Here is a 15,648-nt window from a genome sequence, read left to right on the forward strand (position 1 = left end):
GGCCTCTCGTCCGTATCAGGCCGCAGAAGCCGCGCGCGGGCCGCGGATGTGGCGCAGGGTGGCCGGGACGAGCGTGACCGCGCCGAGGAAGAAGTACGCGTTGATCGCCATGCTCTTCCAGAACGCCCAGGTGCCGGTGTCGATCGCCTCGTCCTCCATGCCGAGCAGCCCGTGCGGGGTGAGCCCGGTCGTCACGGTGATGTTCTCGACGAGGCCGGGAAGACCGCGCACGGTCAGGAGCACGCAGCCGAAGATCAGCGGCCCCCGCACCAGCCAACGGGGGACGCGGGCACCCCAGGGCCTGACCGTGGCCAGGACGCAGACGACCCCGGCGGCCGACATGAGGGTGACGAGCCCGTCGTAGGCGAGGAACACCGCGATCTCGGTGCCGCTGTGGTCGCCGGGGCCGATGGACTCCTCGTACATCACGCCCATCTGGAGATGCCATACGAAGCTGACGGCGAGCCAGAGCGCGGCGGCGTGGGCCCAGCCGGGGCGGACCGGTGCGGTGGGGCGGACCGGTGCGGTGGGGCGGAGGCCGCCGGGGAGTTCGCGGGGGAGGTGTCGCATACGTCGACGCTACGAACCGGGGCGGGGTGTCCGCGTCGGCCCATGGCAGGGTCCGCCTCCGCCGCACGGCGGAGGCAGACCCTGCCGTCCTACGGCTACCGGCTCACTCCGCAGGGGCCACCGGGAACGCCACGTCGCACACCTGGTCCTCCGGACCGGCCGTGTCCCACTCCACGAAGTAGATCTCGCGGCACGGGCCCGTGACCTTCAGGCCCTCGCGGGCCACCCACGCCTCCACCGCCTCGAACGCGCCGAGGATCTGCGGATAGGAGACCTGGGCCTTGGTGATGCGGGTGTAGGCGATACGGCGTGCGGGCTCCACGCGGGAGCTCGTGCCCCGCTCGCGGCCCGCCTTCTGCGCCCACGCCCGCGCGGCCGCCGCGTCCCTGACCGGCACGCAGGCCTCCGCGGGGCCGTCGCTGTCCTGGGTGACCTCCGCGTGGTAGACGACGAACGGCGAGTCCGCCATGCCGCCGCACTCGCGCTCGGCCGCCTCCTCCAGGCGACGCGTCGACGCGTCGATCCAGACCGGCAGCTCCTCGGAGACCACGTGCCTGCTCTCGCAGATGACGTACTGCTCCGGCACGTCGACGGTCCTGACCTCGAAATCTTTCGCGTACATCTCAAAACCTCTCTCGGACAATCGTCCACGGAGGTACCCCACGAGCGTGCGCTGCTCCGCATGCTGCTCCTCGACGCCCGCCCAGTACGCGGCGACCGCCCGCCCCGCCTCCTCGCCGTCGAGCCGCACCGTCGCGGCGATGTCCGCGAGCGGCATGCCGAGGCGGCGCAGCAGGACGACCATGCGGGCGTGCTCCACCTGCGCAGGGCGGTAGTGGCGGTAGCCGGTGGACTCGTCGACGTACGCGGGAGTCAGCAGCCCGAGGCGGTCGTACAGGCGCAGTGCCTTGGGCGAGAGCCGTGCGCGGGCGGCGAAGTCGCCGATGGTGAGCAGCGGTTCGCCGCCTGCCGGTACGTCTGCCTGCATGCCGGTGTGCATGCCTGCATCCATGCCTGAGTCCATGCCTGCGTGCGCGTCCATGGGGGAATCCTCCGTCACCAGGCCCCTTGGCCCGGCACGCAGGACGATGGGCTCTGCCCCAGGGGGAAGGTCAACCGGCGTGCGGGGGAGGGGCGCCCCGGTAGCCGTAGTACGCCTGTGCCTCCAGCCATCGGCGGTGCCTGCCGCGCCGCACACCGACGATGATCGCGATGCCGGCGCCCGCGAGGAGGCCCAGGAGCGGCACGACGACGGTCACGACGATGCCGCCGACGAAGGACGCGAGGTCGGCGTCGTCGCCGGGCGCGAAGGTGAGGACGCCGCGTGCGTCGTCGCACATCACGCGGTAGTCCGCGTCCGTGTCCGTCTTGAGCACGAACGCCCGCTGCCACTCGACGCTGCCCTTGGTCACGGTGAAGCTGCTGTCGGGCGTGGTCACGCGCGGCGTGGAGCCGGAGGGGCCGGAGACGACCTTGCAGTGCGCACGGGCGATGAAGGGGCTGCGTACGTAGATGGCGGCGTGGTCGTCGGGCCCGATCCGCAGCGTGACGGACTGCCCGCTCGCGAACGCCTCGCCGTCGTCGACGGAGTCCACGGTCGAGGTGAGCGTCAGGACGAAGCTCGCGACGCCGATGCCCACACAGATCGCCGCGATCACCCCCGCGACGACGAACCACCGCCGCCGCGGGCGCAGTTGCCGCGCGTCGATGCGTGGCGGCGGTCCGGGCGGTGGCCCATACGGATACATATCGGAACAATGACAGCCGATCGACGGCGGGGGAAGGCCAAGGCTCCAAGGGCGAAGAACGGAACGGCTATGAACCGCCGTCAGTGGACGGGGAGTTCACGTAGTCCTGCCAGATCCGCACCGGAAAGACGTTCCCGTGCTGCGAACGCGCCCCGCCCACGCCCGACATGGGCATCAACTGCGCCTGGCCCGCACTGGTCCGGAACATCGTCACGGCGGTCGACAACTCCTCGGTGGTGGCGGTGAACCAGGCCGACCGGAGGCGGTCCTGCTCGCCGGTGCGCCCGGCGACGACCGGCCGGTGGACGGACGACGCGCCGACGCCCCGCATCGCGCCCGCGACCTCGTCGGCCACATCCGGATCCAGCGCGCGCCGCGCACCGGGCCTCGCGAGCCCGCCGACGGTCTCGTCGTCCTTGACGACCTTGGTCACCGAGTAAGGATCGTGCTGCAGGCCGCGGTTGACGAAGGTGCTGTAGGCGCCGGCCATGCGGATCGCGCTGGGGGTCGACGTGCCGATGGGGAAGGTCTTCTCCAGGCGGGCCATGCTGCCTTCGAGCAGCCCGGAGGAGATGGCGGTGCGGCGCACGCGCTCCAGGCCGACGTCCTTGCCGAGGCGTACGTAGGTGGCGTTGCCGCCCTTGGCCAGGGCTCGGCGGAGGGTGGGGTGGGCGGAGTCGGGCCGGCTGGTGCCGCTGTCGCTGTCGCTGCCGCTGCCGAGAGTGGGCGCGGCGATGCCCGAGCCGTCCGAGACGGCGCCCTGGAGCAGGCCGTCGTCGCCGTAGAAACTCCCGGTGGACACGGGCTGCCACCGCGTGCTGCGCCCGGCCGACGTACGGAGGCCGTGCTCAAGGGCGGAGGCGAGCACGAAGGGCTTGAAGGCGGACCCGACGGGGACGCCGGAGGTGTCGGCGTTGTTGGTGAAGTGCCGGGTGGCGTCGGCCCCTCCGTACAGGGCGACGATGGCGCCGTCGGACGGCCGCACGGAAGCGGCACCCACCTGCACGCCCTTGTCGGCGGCGCGCTTCTTCGGGTCGATGTCGCGGTCGACGACTCGCTCGACCGCGCCCTTCAGGCGCCGCACCTTGTCCTTGTCGAAGGTGGTGTGGATCCGGTAGCCGCCGTGCGCGAGATCCTTGTCGGTGAGGGCGGTGTGCTGCTTGACGTACTTGTTCGCGACGTCGACGAGGTAGCCGGTCTGCCCGCCGAGACTGGTGGTCCGGGACTCCTTCTGGGGCTCGGGATAGGCGGTGAACCTCGCCCGCACGCCGTCCTTCATCAGCCCGGACTTGACCTGCCGGTCGAGGATCCACTTCCAACGGGCCACGGAGCGGCGGTGGTTGGCCTCGCTGACGGAGGGGTCGTACTGCTCGGCACCCTTCAACAGGGCGGCGAGCGCGGCACCTTGGCTGGGGTTCAACTGCCGTGCGGGGATGCCGTAGTAGGCGTGGGCGGCGGCTTCGATGCCGTAGGCGCCACGCCCGAACCAACTGGTGTTGAGATATCCCTGCAGAATCTCGCGCTTGCTCTTCTTCCGGTCCACCTTCAGCGCGATGACGAACTCCTTGACCTTCCGCGTCACCGTCTGGTCCTGGGAGAGGTACGTGTTCTTCACGTACTGCTGGGTGATGGTGGAGCCGCCCTGCGTCTCCTGCCCGCGGACCATGTTGACGGCGGCGCGGGCGAGGCCCTTGGGCGAGACGCCGGAATCGCTGTAGAAGGTGTCGTTCTCGGCGGCGATGACGGCGTTCTCGACGGCATCGGGAATCTCCGAGAGCCGCACGTTCTGCCGGTTCACCTCACCGGTGCTCACCATCTGGGTGCCGTCGGCCCAGTAGTAGACATTGGCCTCGCGCTGGGCGGTCGCGTTCTCGTCGGGGATGTCGACGGACGCGTACACGAGGGCGAAGAGGCAGCCGAGGGCGGAGAACGTGAGGGTGAGGGAACCGAGCCCCTGCCGCCAGGAGGGGATCCACCGCCGGATGCCGCGTCTGCCGTGACGGGGGTAGTCGATGAGGCGTCGACGGAGGTGCAGGCGGTGCAGGCGGTGGAGGCGGTGGAGGCGGTGGAGGCGGAGGCTCCTGAGGTTGCGGAGGCGTGGCGTGCGGGCGCGGGGGTGCTTGGGCTTCCTGCGCGTCGCGGGCTTCCCCTGAGTGTGTGTCCCCATGGTGGAGGAGAGGGGGCGCGGGGGTGGGGCGGTTGGCCGGGACCGTATTAGGGGGACGTAACAGCGGGGGTGGTGCGGGGGGCGGGGCGGCGACGGGGGCGGTGAGGCCCTGGTGGCAGGGCTCGGCCGCGGCGGCTCCCCTTGGCCACGGCCGGCCCGCCTCAACCATGGGGGTCGACGGTGCGGGAGCGTGCCGATCTCCATGGGAGCTACGGAACCGTGACGTCGGTCGTCGGTCGGACCGGCGAGGTCCGATGCCACCGGTTCACGTATCGGGTTCCCACGGCGAGGCGCTCAACACAGGTTGAATGCGCGAACGCCACCATGCCCGTCCGGCACGGCGCGGCACCCCGTCAGGGGACGGGAGTCGGCATTGCGTGAGCAAGCGGCGGCACCTCCTGCGAGGCTGGGCGTGTGACCTATGCAGTGAGTGTGGATACGCGGATAGCCAACGGCACCTCGGAGATGGATGAGCTGCATCGGGTCGGCGCCGGCGCTCTTCTTGAGGACGGATTCGATTCCGTCGAGGAGATCGAGGGCCCCGACGGGATGGAGGTGAAGGTCCTCGACACGTTTGTGGGTGTGTATCCCGGTGGGGCGCTGCTCAAGGTCTTCGTGGACGCCCCGGCACTGGAGTTCGCCGAGGAGGCCGTCCGCGAACTGGTGGAGGAACTCCTCGATCGCACGGAGCTGCTCGCCGACTGGACCGTCGAGCGCTGCCAGGTGGAGCTGCAGCCGGACCTGGCCAAGGAGAGCCTGGACGCGGCGGACGGCCCGGACGCGCCGCCGGACGACGTCGAGTCCCGCCGCGCCCGGCTGATGGGTCTTGCCGGGGGAGCGGCGTCGACCCAGGAGACAGGCGGGACGACCGCCGACTCCGACGCGATCCGCTTCAAGATCCGCACCATGGCTCCACGGCTTGCGGCGTTCGGCTCGGGAACGTTCGGTGTGCCGGAGGCGGAGGCGGAGGCGTCATGTGCGGGCACCCCGACCGAGGGAGACGCCGAGCTGGCGGCGGGGGCATTGATCTGGGGCATGGACGTACTCCTGGACGAGCTGTTCCAGGACGCGTACGCGCTGGACCGGGAGGGAACCAACGTCGCCGAGTGCGACCGCCCCCTGTGGCTCCTGGACGAGCTGCCACCGCGCTACGCCCTGCAGTACGACGCACGCTTCGCCCGCCGATTCCTGGTGACGGCGATCGCGCTGACCACGCGGCTCACGGAGGGCAGCTTCCAGCAGCTGAGCTGCGTGGCCGAGGAACTGACGCTCAGGCTGCTGCTGCGCGAGGCGGCGGTCACGCTCGACACCTTCGGCCTCCTGGACGAGGGCGTCTCATCGGCGCTGGAGTCCTTCGCCGATCTGGTCTACGAGGACATGGACCACGAGTGGCTCTACGACGACGCGATGGACGGCGTGGACGAGAGCGAGACGGGCACGGCCATCGGCATCACTCCGATGGGGATCTCGACCTGGTTCACCCCCTTCAACAAGGACCGGTACATCCATCCGTACGCGGCGGACGAGCCTGACAGCTCCGAGGGATCCGAGGGATCCGAGGGCTCCGACGGCGAAGAGACCGACTGAAGCAGGGCCGCAAGCTCACGGCGGGCCAGCCCATCTCAGGAGTACTCGGCGACAACCTGGTAGAAGCCGGGATTGGCGCTGGCGATGGTTACTGCTTCGGAGACGGAGGCGACCACGGTGGGGTTGGCGCCGGCGGCCTCACAGGCTTCGACGCTGTCCCAGTGCGCGACGTTGATGAGCTGGAAACGGGCGTCCGGCAGCAGGGAGCAGTGCAGCCGGACGTCGCGGAACCCGGGTGCTGTTCTCATGAGGGCTGCGCGTTCATGCCACTGTTCGACGAACTCGTCGGCTCGTTCGGCGGATATCTCGATGACGTTGATGAAGGTGACGCCCTGATCAGTCATGGGAGGTTCCCTTTTCTGTGATGTCGTCCCGCCGACGGGCTATGGCCGCAGCAGGCCGACGAGTGTCTCGGCCCACCAGCTTTCGACGCGGGCGGGCGCCCAGTGACGTTCGACTGTGAGCGTGGTGTAGACGTCGACGTTGCACAGCGCGGCGTAGACGTCGAGGGCCCCGGACAGTCCCAAGCCAGGACGCAGCGTGTCGGCGGGCCAGGAGGAGAAGACCTCGCTGCGGAACTGGTCGGCATCGCGGCGGGTTTGGTCGTAGACAGTCGCGAGTTCGGCGTCGGTCCGTCCGGCTTCACGCATCAGCCTGATGAGGTCACCGGCGTGCTCGAAGAGCCTTCGGTCGTAGCCCGCCATCGCAGCCAGTTGCCGCTCGGGCGCCGAACTCGTCTCCAGCTCGGTGAGCAGCTGGGGCATGTCCGCGGACAGGTCCGCCGCATCCACCAGGGCACGGACCAGGCCGGTCTTGTTCCCGTAGGCCGCGTACACGGTGGGCACCGACACGCCTGCCTCGCGCGCGACTTCGCGCATCGTGGTCGCAGCCCAGCCTCGCGAGACGAACAGATGACGAGCCGCGCCGACGATCTCGACGCGAGTCTGATGGGCCTGGGCCTGACGACGCTGCGAGTCGTAACCGCGACGCTCCGACGCCTCCGCCACGCCTGCACCTCCCCGATGCATCATGTATTGAATACAAGGGACGTTAAATGAATGTAGGGCGGCGAGGCAAGAGGTACCCCGGTCGGCAGTGATCGCCCGCGTTGAGGGTCAGAAGCAGACGTCAAAGAGGGGCCACATCCCGAAAACGGGATGTGGCCCCTCTTTGACCTGGTGCCCCCGGCAGGATTCGAACCTGCGACACCCGCTTTAGGAGAGCGGTGCTCTATCCCCTGAGCTACGAAGGCGAGGCATGGTGCGCATGGCCTCTGGAGGCTGTGCACCGCGGCCAGTGTAGCGGGTGGGCTCGTGGCGGGGGGATTGAGTTGATCACCCCGGCTTGTGGGGGCTCCCCAGGAGTGGGGCGGCCGGGGCAGGAGGTGATCCGTCAGGCCGCCACGGCGATCGTCGTCAGCAGCAGGCCGTTTCCGGATGCCCAGCGGCCGGAGAAGGAGGTCAGCGGTCTGCCCCGCAGGAGCGGTGCCGGCACGAGTACGCGGGCCGTGAAGGTGCCGTCCGGCTGGATGGTGACCGAGGCCTCCTTGAAGTCCAGGAGGCGCCTGCCCGCCGGGAACCATGCCTTGTAGACGGACTCCTTGGCGCTGAACAGCAGCCTGTCCCAGGCCGGGCCCCCGGAGGAGGGCAGCGCGGCCAGTGCGGTGAGGTCCTCGGGGAGGGCGATGCCCTCAAGGAGGCCGTCCGGGAGGGGGGCGTCCGGTTCCGCGTCGATGCCGAGCGCGGCCACCTCCTCGGACCTGGCCACCACGGCCGCGCGGTAGCCCGGACAGTGCGTCATGCTGCCCACGACGCCCTCGGGCCAGCGGGGCGCGCCCCGCTCCCCGGGCAGGAGCGGCGCCGGCGGGTGTCCGAGCTTCGCCAGCGCCTCCCGCGCGCATGCGCGGACCGTGGTGAACTCGGCCCGCCGCTTGGCGACGGCCCGAGCGATCACGGCCTCCTCCTCGGGGAACAGGGGAGTGTCGAGGCGGTCCGCGAAGCTGTGGACGCACACCGCGCTCGACGGCAGCAGGCCCAGGCCCTCGATCACACGCCGACCCTGCCCGCGACCGCCTCCGGGACGTCCCGTGCCGGCACGATCTGCCGCGCGAGGTCGGCCCGCAGCCCGAAGCGGCGCCACTCGCGCGGGTAGCCGATCGACACCTCCTCGAACCGCACCCCGTCGTACACGGTGCGCCGGGGGATGTGCAGATGGCCGTAGACCACGGCCTCCACACCGAAGCGCGTGTGCCAGTCGGCGGTCCGCACCGTCCCGCACCACTGGGCGAACTCCTGGTACGTCATGATCTTGGTCGGCTCGCGCAGCAGCGGCCAGTGGTTCACGAGGACCAGAGGCACGTCACCCGCCACCTCCGTCAGCCGCCGTTCGCTCTCCTCGACCCGGGCGGCGCACCAGGCCGCCCGCGACGGGTACGGGTCGGGGTGCAGGTAGTACTCGTCGGTGCAGACGATCCCGGTCTCGTGGGCGCGGGCCAGTGACTCCTCGGGAGTCGAGGTGCCGGGCGCCAGGAACGAATAGTCGTACAGCAGGAACAGCGGCGCGATCCGGACCGGGCCGCCCGCCCCCGTCCACACCGGGTACGGGTCCTCCGGCGTCAGCACCCCCAGCCGCCGGCACATCGCCACCAGCGCCTCGTACCGCGCGACCCCGCGCGGCGCGGCCGGGTCGTCCTTCTCCATGGTCCAGAGTTCGTGGTTCCCCGGGGCCCAGATCACCTTCTCGAATCTGTCGCGCAGCAGCCCGAGCGTCCACTCGATGTCCTCGAAGCGCTCCCCGACGTCCCCCGCCACGATCAGCCAGTCACCCGGCGACCCGGGCTCCAGCTTCTTGACTATGGCCCGGTTGTCCTCGTACGACACGTGCAGATCGCTGACCGCACGCACCACGCTGTTGTTCCCCCTCATCCGGTCAGCATAAGCCGGAGGCGTCCTGACGTCCGGGGCGGGCCGAGATCGTCCATAACGACGTGCGTGTACGTGACTTGAGCCGTTCCCGGCGGCGATTTCCGGCCATCAGGGAGGAGTTGGCGGGCAGTGGCGTGGAGAGGGCTCCGGAGATCGGGCGCGTCGGCCGCTTGGCGGCGTACCACGTCAACAGCCGGGCCCTGCAAGGGATGTGGGGCCTGGTCGCATCCGTCGTCAGAGGCCTTCGCCGTCGGTGTTGGTACATCGTTTGTGGCGTTCAGCACTCGTGAGGTTCACCCCACCGGCACATGTGTCCCGCAGCCTAGACTGCGCCGACATGAAGGCTCTCGTACTGTCCGGCGGGGCCGGAACCCGCCTGCGGCCCATCACCCACTCCTACGCCAAGCAGCTTGTCCCCGTGGCCAACAAGCCCGTGCTCTTCTACGGGTTGGAGGCCATCGCAGAGGCAGGCATCAGCGAGGTCGGCATCGTCGTCGGTGAGACGGCCGCCGAGATCCAGCAGGCGGTCGGCGACGGCTCCGCCTTCGGGCTCGACATCACCTACATCCAGCAGTCCGCGCCTCTCGGCCTCGCCCATGCCGTCCTGATCGCCCGGGAGTTCCTCGGCGACGAGGACTTCGTCATGTATCTCGGCGACAACTTCATCGTCGGCGGCATCGCGGATCTCGTGGACGAGTTCCGCGGCAGCCGCCCCGACGCGCAGATCCTGCTCACCAAGGTGGCCGACCCCTCGGCCTTCGGTGTCGCCGAACTCGACAGCGCCGGGAAGGTGGTGGCGCTCGAAGAGAAGCCGGCCGCCCCGCGCAGCGATCTGGCTGTGGTCGGGGTCTTCCTGTTCACCCCGGCCGTGCACGACGCCGTACAAGGCATCGAGCCCTCCACGCGAGGTGAGTTGGAGATCACCGACGCCCTGCAGTGGCTCATCGACCACGGGCGTGACGTTCACTCCACGACCATCTCCGGTTACTGGAAGGACACCGGCAACGTCATCGACATGCTGGAGGTCAACCGTGCCGTGCTGGAGGGCGTCGCGGGCCGGATCGACGGCTCGGTCGACGCGGCCAGCGCGATCATCGGCCAGGTCACGATCGAGGCCGGGGCCGAGATACGGGGCTCGCGGATCGTGGGGCCCGTCGTGATCGGCGCGAACACGCGGATCGTCAACTCCTATGTGGGACCGTCCACTTCGATCGCGCCCGACTGCCGGATCGAGTCCAGCGAAATCGAGTTCTCCATCGTCCTGGCCGGGGCCACCGTCCAGGGGGTCCGCCGCATCGAGAGTTCGCTGATCGGGCGGGACGTCGAGGTCACACCCGCCACCGGGGTGCCGGCGGCCCATCGGCTGGTTCTCGGGGACCACAGCAAGGTGCGTATATCGTCATGACCACCACCAAGATCCTGGTCACCGGCGGTGCCGGCTTCATCGGCTCCCATTACGTCCGCACCCTGCTCGGCCCGCAGGGTCCTGCCGGAGTGCAGGTCACCGTGCTCGACAAGCTGACCTACGCAGGCAATCCGGCCAATCTCGACCCGGTGCGCGCACACCCCGGGTTCTCCTTCGTCCAGGGCGACATCTGCGACGCGGCCGCCGTGGACCGGCTGGTCGCCGAGCACGACCAGATCGTGCACTTCGCCGCGGAGTCGCACGTGGACCGCTCGATACTGGGCGCCGCCGAGTTCGTACGGACGAACGTCGGCGGGACGCAGGTCCTGCTCGACGCGGCACTGCGCCACCATGCCGATGGCCGTGCCGACGATCACCCTGACGGCCGGGGCGTGTTCGTCCATGTCTCCACGGACGAGGTGTACGGCTCCATCGCGCACGGCTCCTGGCCGGAGACGCACCCGCTGGCCCCCAACTCGCCCTACGCGGCGTCGAAGGCGTCCGCCGACCTGCTCGCGCTTTCCTACCACCGCACGCACGGTCTCGACGTCCGGGTGACCCGCTGCTCCAACAACTACGGCCACCACCACTTCCCCGAGAAGCTGATCCCGCTGTTCATCACCCGGCTGATGCAGGGCCGCACGGTCCCGCTGTACGGAGACGGGCTCAACATCCGCGACTGGCTGCACATCGACGATCACGTACGGGGCATCGAGCTGGTGCGCACGAAGGGCAGCCCCGGCGAGGTCTACAACATCGGTGGCGGCACCGAACTCACCAACAAGGAGCTGACCTCCCTGCTGCTGGAAGCGTGCGGAGCGGGCTGGGAGTCGGTGGAGTACGTCACCGACCGCAAGGGCCACGACCGCCGCTACTCGGTGGACTGCGCCAAGATCAGCCAGGAACTGGGCTACCGGCCGCGCAAGGACTTCGCCGCCGGGCTCGCCGAGACCGTCTCCTGGTACCGCGAGAACCGGCACTGGTGGGAGCCGCTGCAGCAGCGCGCCGAGCTGGGAGCGGCCACCCCGTAGCCGGGTGGGGGCGGCGACCCGGTAACCGGGTGGGGGCGGTCACCGGGTGGGACCCGGTCACCGCCCCTCCTCGGGTGGCCCTCAGGCCCTCTAGTCCTCGGGAACGCTGGCGATGCCCGGCGGCAGGAACCGCCTGCCCGTCACCCGCTCCGACACCCCGACCCGGTCGAGGTACGGCGTGATCCCACCGAGCCAGAACGGCCAGCCGACGCCCAGGATCAGGCACAGGTCGACGTCCTGGGGTTCGGTCACCACGCCCTCGTCCAGCATCCGCCGGATCTCGTCGGCGAGCGCCGCCGACGTACGGTCCAGGAGGTCGGCCGGAGCGGACGGTGACGACCCGGCCTGCCACAGCTCAGCGACCTCGGGGTCGACCGTCTTCCCGTCCTGGGAGCCGTCGGAGCCGTCGGCGCCCTCCAGCCACACGGAGGTCTTGCCCGCCTCGACGAGCCGCCGCAGGTTCCCGCTCACGGCGAACCGGTCCGGGAAGGCCGTGTGCAGGGTCTCGGCGCCGCGCAGGGCGGCGGCGGGGCCGATGAGCCGCAAGAGGCCCAGCGGTGTCATCGGCAGCCCCAGCGGGTCGAACGCGTGGTCCGCCGACTCGAACGGTGTGCCCTCGTCGAGGGCCGCGACGACCTCGCCCAGGAACCGGGCGAGCACCCGGTCGACCACGAACGGGGGCGTGTCCGCGACCAGTACGCAGGACTTCCCCAGGCCCTTGCCCAGCGCGAGCGCCGTCGCCACCGTGGTGTCGTCGGTGCGGTCCGTGCGGATGACCTCCAACAGCGGCGCGGCGGCGATCGGGGCGGCGAAGTGAAAGCCCACCACCCGCTCCGGGTGCCGCAGTTTGGCCGCCGCCTCCGCGACCGGCACGCGGGACGTGGCGGTCGCCAGGACGCATCCGGCCGGCACGTACTCCTCGACCTCCGCGAACACCCGCTGTTTGGCGGCGAGTTCGTCGTCCACGGCCTCGACGACGAAGTCGGTTCCCCGGAGCGCTTCCCGGCCCGGCGAGCCGGACACCAGTGTCTTGAGGCGGTGCGCCTCTTCCTGCGAGATCTGCTCGCCGTCGAGCAGCGCGGCGATGGCGCTGCGCACGCGACCCAGGCCCTCGTCCACACGTGCCTGGTCGGTGTCGGTCAGCACCACGGGAACGCCCAGCTGTCGCGCGCACAGCAGCGCCGCCTGCGAGGCCTCGGGGCCCGAACCGACGATCCCGACCCTTTCCACCGGACGCGCCAGTGAGGCGTCGGGGATGCCCGGCTGCAGGGCGGTGCGCCACTGCACCAGGCTGAACGCGTACAGGCTGGCACGCGACTCGTCGCTCATCAGTACGTCGGCCATGGCCTCGGACTCGGCGGGGTAGCCGCGGTCAAGGTCGTTGTGGCGGGCGAAGTCGAGGAGTTCCACGGCCCGCAACGGCCCCGGCGAGGCTCCGTGGGTCTTTGCTTCGACGAGCGCGCGTGCCCGTGCGATGGCCGCGTCCCAGCCCGCGCCGCGGTCGAACTCGGGGCGGGGCACGGTGGTTTCGCCGTTGACCACACCGGCGACCCAGCGCAGCGACTGGTCGAGGAAGTCGGCCGGGTCCAACAGCACGTCAGCGACGCCCAGTTCGACGGCCTCCGCGGGCTGGAGCATCTTGTTGTCGAACGCGTTCTCGACGATCACGGTGACCGCGTGGTCCGGACCGATCAGGTTCGGCAGCAGCTGCGTGCCGCCCCAGCCCTGGAACAGGCCGAGGGCGCACTCCGGAAAGGCGATCGCGGGGACGTCCGAGGCCACCGTGCGGTAGTGGCACGACAGCGCGAGTTCGAGACCGCCGCCGATCGCGACTCCGTTGACGAACGCGAACGTCGGTATCTCGGAGTCGGTGAAGCGGCGGAACGCGTCGTGGCCGAGCTTGCCGACGGCCAGCGTGGTGTCGCGGTCCATCCCGACGGCGGCCAGGTCGGCGCCGACGGAGAAGCAGAAGGGCTTGCCGGTCAAGGCGATCGCGGCCGGGTCCGCGGCCAGCGCGGCGTCGAAGGCGGCGTCGATGCTGCTGAGCCCCTCGCGGCCGAACGTGTTCGGCTTGGTGGGGTCGAGCCCGTTGTCCAGGGTGATCAGCGCGACCGGTTTCGTCAGTCCGGACACCGGGACCACCCGGGTGGTCGCGCGGGTCACGACTTCGTCTCTCACTTGCCCCTCCATGGTGGGTTCTTCCTGATCAAGGTGGTTCCTCGGACGGCCGGCCGGGAACGGATGCCGGCGGCCCGGCTCACCACGCGATCGGGAGGGAGGGCGGCCCCTGGATCGTGTCGCCCGGCGAGATCGGGATCTCGTCGACCGGGGCGGCCAGGCGCAGGCCGGGCATGCGGGTGAACAGGGCGCGCAGCGCGATCTCCATCTCGACGCGCGCGAGGTTGTGACCGAGGCAGAGGTGGGTTCCGTAACCGAACGTGACGTGGTGGCGTGCCGGGCTCGCCAGGTTCAGCTCGTCGGGGTTCGGATAGACGTCCGCGTCCCGGTTGATCAGCGAGGTCGCGAAGAACACCGCGTCGTCGGGGTGGATGACCACATCGCCGATCTCGATCTCCTTGGTGGCCACCCGGGCCAGGCCCTCCACGATGGAGAGGAAGCGCAGGAGTTCGTTCACGGCGTTCGGGTAGAGCGACTCGTCGGCCCGCAGGGCGTCGAGCTGTGCGGGGTGTTCGAGCAGCGTCAGGGTGCTCAGCGTGATCATGTTGGCGGTCGACTCGTGACCGGCGATGAGCATGAAGATCGCCAGGCTCACCGCGTCCTGCCGCTCCAGCTCGCCCGCCTGCATGCGGGCGACCAGGGTGTCCAGCAGGTCGTCGCCCGGTTCGCTCTCCTTACGGGCTATCAGTTCGCCCATGTAGCCCATGAGTTGCATGGCTGCGCCCGCGGCCTCCTCGCCGGTCGTGGCGCGCAGCAGCAGCGAGGACTGCTCCTCGAAGAAGGCGTGGTCGGTGTAGGGCACGCCGAGCAGCGCGCAGATCACGCTCGACGACAGTGGGAGCGCGAACTGTGTGGCCAGATCGCCGGTCGAGCCCTTGGCGATCATGTCGTCCAGGAGCCCGTCCACGAGCTCCTGGATCCGCGGACGCAGGTCGGCCACCCGCTGGTTGGTGAACCTCGGAAGCAGCATGCGGCGTTGGGCGTGGTGCTCGGCGCCGTCGGTGCCGAGCATGGGCGTGCGGCGCTGTTCGAGCGGGATGGCCGCGAAGCGGGGCGAGGGCACCGGGAAGGCGGGGTTCTCCCTGACCGACGAAAGGCGTTCGTCGGTCAGCAGTTGCTGCGCCTCTGCGTGGCCCGTCACCAACCACGCGATACGCCCGTCGTAGAGCTTGACGCGGGTGATCGGCCCTTCCTCTAGCAACGGTCGGTAACCGGTGGGCGGTTGGAAGGGGCAGGATCGATCCTGCGGGAAGGAAACGGTTTCGGTCACGTCTGAACCCCCAAGGCGAATTTCGGTCCCCGGCAATAACTGTGCCGGGCACACTGGATCATCTCGGTGCACCTCTGGACGGTCAACTGCGGTGGGTTGTGGGCAGGTTCATCTCCATGTCGGTGCGTTCGCCGTACCGGAACCCGATTTTGTTGTGTGGGCAACGACTTCTCCCGCGCCCGCCACCTGCGACGACGCGGGCATTGGAACCCTGGGGAAGATGCCCGGCCATAGCCGGGAAGTGTTGTCCGCGCCATGTTGGATCAAGCCATCTCAACTTCCTTGACGTGTAACCGTCGTGGGATATCGTGCCTATACGTGCAGTCCGAACAGGCTTGCGTAATTGGGGGAGACGATGAGGGCATGTTCGTGGAACGACACACGCGGAGCCACGTCGCGGACGTTCTGCGCACCGGTCTGTAAACGCATCCCCGCGCCTTTGAGCTGTGACGTCCGACCAAACGTCCGGCAAATCCCCCGCACCGCCGATGAATTCACTCGCGGTGCGCACACTGTTCTCGGTCGTGCAAGGCGACCGCTCACTCTTCGATGCCAACGTGAACTGGACGTGGCTTCGAGGGAGACCACGCTGAGAGTCTGATCCAAGCGGATGTCGGTGGGCAACGGAGCCCACGCGGCGCAGAGTTGCGCCGCCGCCCTGATCTGCCTCGGGCCGACACACCACGTTGGAGTCCTTTCCTGATCGCCGCACCTTTCGGTCGTGGCTTGTCGCGATCGGGATGTCGGGGGTTGAAAGAGGGCTTTTCT

13 protein-coding genes and 1 tRNA gene are annotated in these 15,648 nt (G+C 69.7%); 3 read left to right on the forward strand and 11 right to left on the reverse strand.

The features are described from left to right. Nucleotides 1–15: 15 nt before the first annotated feature. The 4 genes from AC07AG_RS21105 to AC07AG_RS21120 form a co-directional block, all read right to left on the reverse strand. Nucleotides 16–570, reverse strand: a complete 555-nt coding sequence (locus tag AC07AG_RS21105) for a hypothetical protein (protein WP_478756620.1) — start codon at nt 568–570, stop codon at nt 16–18. A gap of 103 nt (nt 571–673) precedes the next feature. Then, on the reverse strand, nt 674–1,582 hold the full coding sequence (locus AC07AG_RS21110) for a MerR family transcriptional regulator (protein ID WP_478757059.1): 909 nt from the start codon (nt 1,580–1,582) through the stop codon (nt 674–676). Nucleotides 1,583–1,682: 100 nt separating this feature from the next. Further along, nucleotides 1,683–2,318: a hypothetical protein gene (locus tag AC07AG_RS21115; protein WP_478756621.1), complete on the reverse strand. Its 636-nt coding sequence runs from the start codon at nt 2,316–2,318 to the stop codon at nt 1,683–1,685. A gap of 67 nt (nt 2,319–2,385) precedes the next feature. Continuing rightward, nucleotides 2,386–4,485, reverse strand: coding sequence for a transglycosylase domain-containing protein (locus AC07AG_RS21120; RefSeq protein WP_478756623.1), 2,100 nt, complete (start codon nt 4,483–4,485; stop codon nt 2,386–2,388). 432 nt (nt 4,486–4,917) lie between these two features. Here AC07AG_RS21120 and AC07AG_RS21125 point away from each other — a divergent pair, with 432 nt between their 5' ends. After that, complete coding sequence (locus AC07AG_RS21125; protein WP_478756625.1) at nt 4,918–6,072, forward strand: hypothetical protein; 1,155 nt, start codon at nt 4,918–4,920, stop codon at nt 6,070–6,072. 35 nt (nt 6,073–6,107) lie between these two features. Here AC07AG_RS21125 and AC07AG_RS21130 read toward each other — a convergent pair whose 3' ends face one another. The 5 genes from AC07AG_RS21130 to AC07AG_RS21150 all read right to left on the reverse strand — a co-directional run bounded on the left by AC07AG_RS21130 (nt 6,108) and on the right by AC07AG_RS21150 (nt 8,996). After that, nucleotides 6,108–6,416, reverse strand: coding sequence for an antibiotic biosynthesis monooxygenase family protein (locus AC07AG_RS21130; protein WP_478756626.1), 309 nt, complete (start codon nt 6,414–6,416; stop codon nt 6,108–6,110). 39 nt (nt 6,417–6,455) lie between these two features. After that, entirely contained in the window at nt 6,456–7,079 is a 624-nt protein-coding gene (locus AC07AG_RS21135; RefSeq protein WP_478756628.1) for a TetR/AcrR family transcriptional regulator, read from the reverse strand. A 169-nt stretch (nt 7,080–7,248) separates the two neighbouring features. Beyond that, nucleotides 7,249–7,324 (reverse strand) — tRNA-Arg (locus AC07AG_RS21140). 140 nt (nt 7,325–7,464) lie between these two features. Further along, nucleotides 7,465–8,121, reverse strand: a complete 657-nt coding sequence (locus AC07AG_RS21145) for a 4'-phosphopantetheinyl transferase family protein (protein WP_478756630.1) — start codon at nt 8,119–8,121, stop codon at nt 7,465–7,467. Then, nucleotides 8,118–8,996 (reverse strand): metallophosphoesterase family protein, encoded by an 879-nt coding sequence (locus AC07AG_RS21150; protein WP_478756632.1) that lies wholly within the window; start codon nt 8,994–8,996, stop codon nt 8,118–8,120. The genes AC07AG_RS21145 and AC07AG_RS21150 overlap by 4 nt, the downstream gene beginning before the upstream one ends. 337 nt (nt 8,997–9,333) lie before the next feature. Between AC07AG_RS21150 and AC07AG_RS21155 the strand changes: the two genes are divergently transcribed. Both AC07AG_RS21155 and rfbB read left to right on the forward strand, forming a co-directional pair. Continuing rightward, nucleotides 9,334–10,401 carry a glucose-1-phosphate thymidylyltransferase gene (locus AC07AG_RS21155; RefSeq protein WP_478756633.1) on the forward strand — a complete coding sequence of 356 codons (1,068 nt, stop codon included), beginning with the start codon at nt 9,334–9,336 and terminating at the stop codon, nt 10,399–10,401. Continuing rightward, on the forward strand, nt 10,398–11,432 hold the full coding sequence (gene rfbB, locus AC07AG_RS21160) for a dTDP-glucose 4,6-dehydratase (protein WP_478756635.1): 1,035 nt from the start codon (nt 10,398–10,400) through the stop codon (nt 11,430–11,432). Before AC07AG_RS21155 ends, rfbB begins: the two co-directional genes overlap by 4 nt. Nucleotides 11,433–11,522: 90 nt before the next feature. Here rfbB and AC07AG_RS21165 read toward each other — a convergent pair whose 3' ends face one another. Together AC07AG_RS21165 and AC07AG_RS21170 are read right to left on the reverse strand one after the other, a co-directional pair. After that, complete coding sequence (locus AC07AG_RS21165; RefSeq protein WP_478756636.1) at nt 11,523–13,622, reverse strand: 3-hydroxyacyl-CoA dehydrogenase NAD-binding domain-containing protein; 2,100 nt, start codon at nt 13,620–13,622, stop codon at nt 11,523–11,525. Nucleotides 13,623–13,689: 67 nt separating this feature from the next. Then, on the reverse strand, nt 13,690–14,880 hold the full coding sequence (locus tag AC07AG_RS21170; protein WP_478756637.1) for a cytochrome P450: 1,191 nt from the start codon (nt 14,878–14,880) through the stop codon (nt 13,690–13,692). Nucleotides 14,881–15,648 lie beyond the last annotated feature (768 nt).

It is taken from the genome of Streptomyces sp. NPDC044044 (assembly GCF_056434405.1).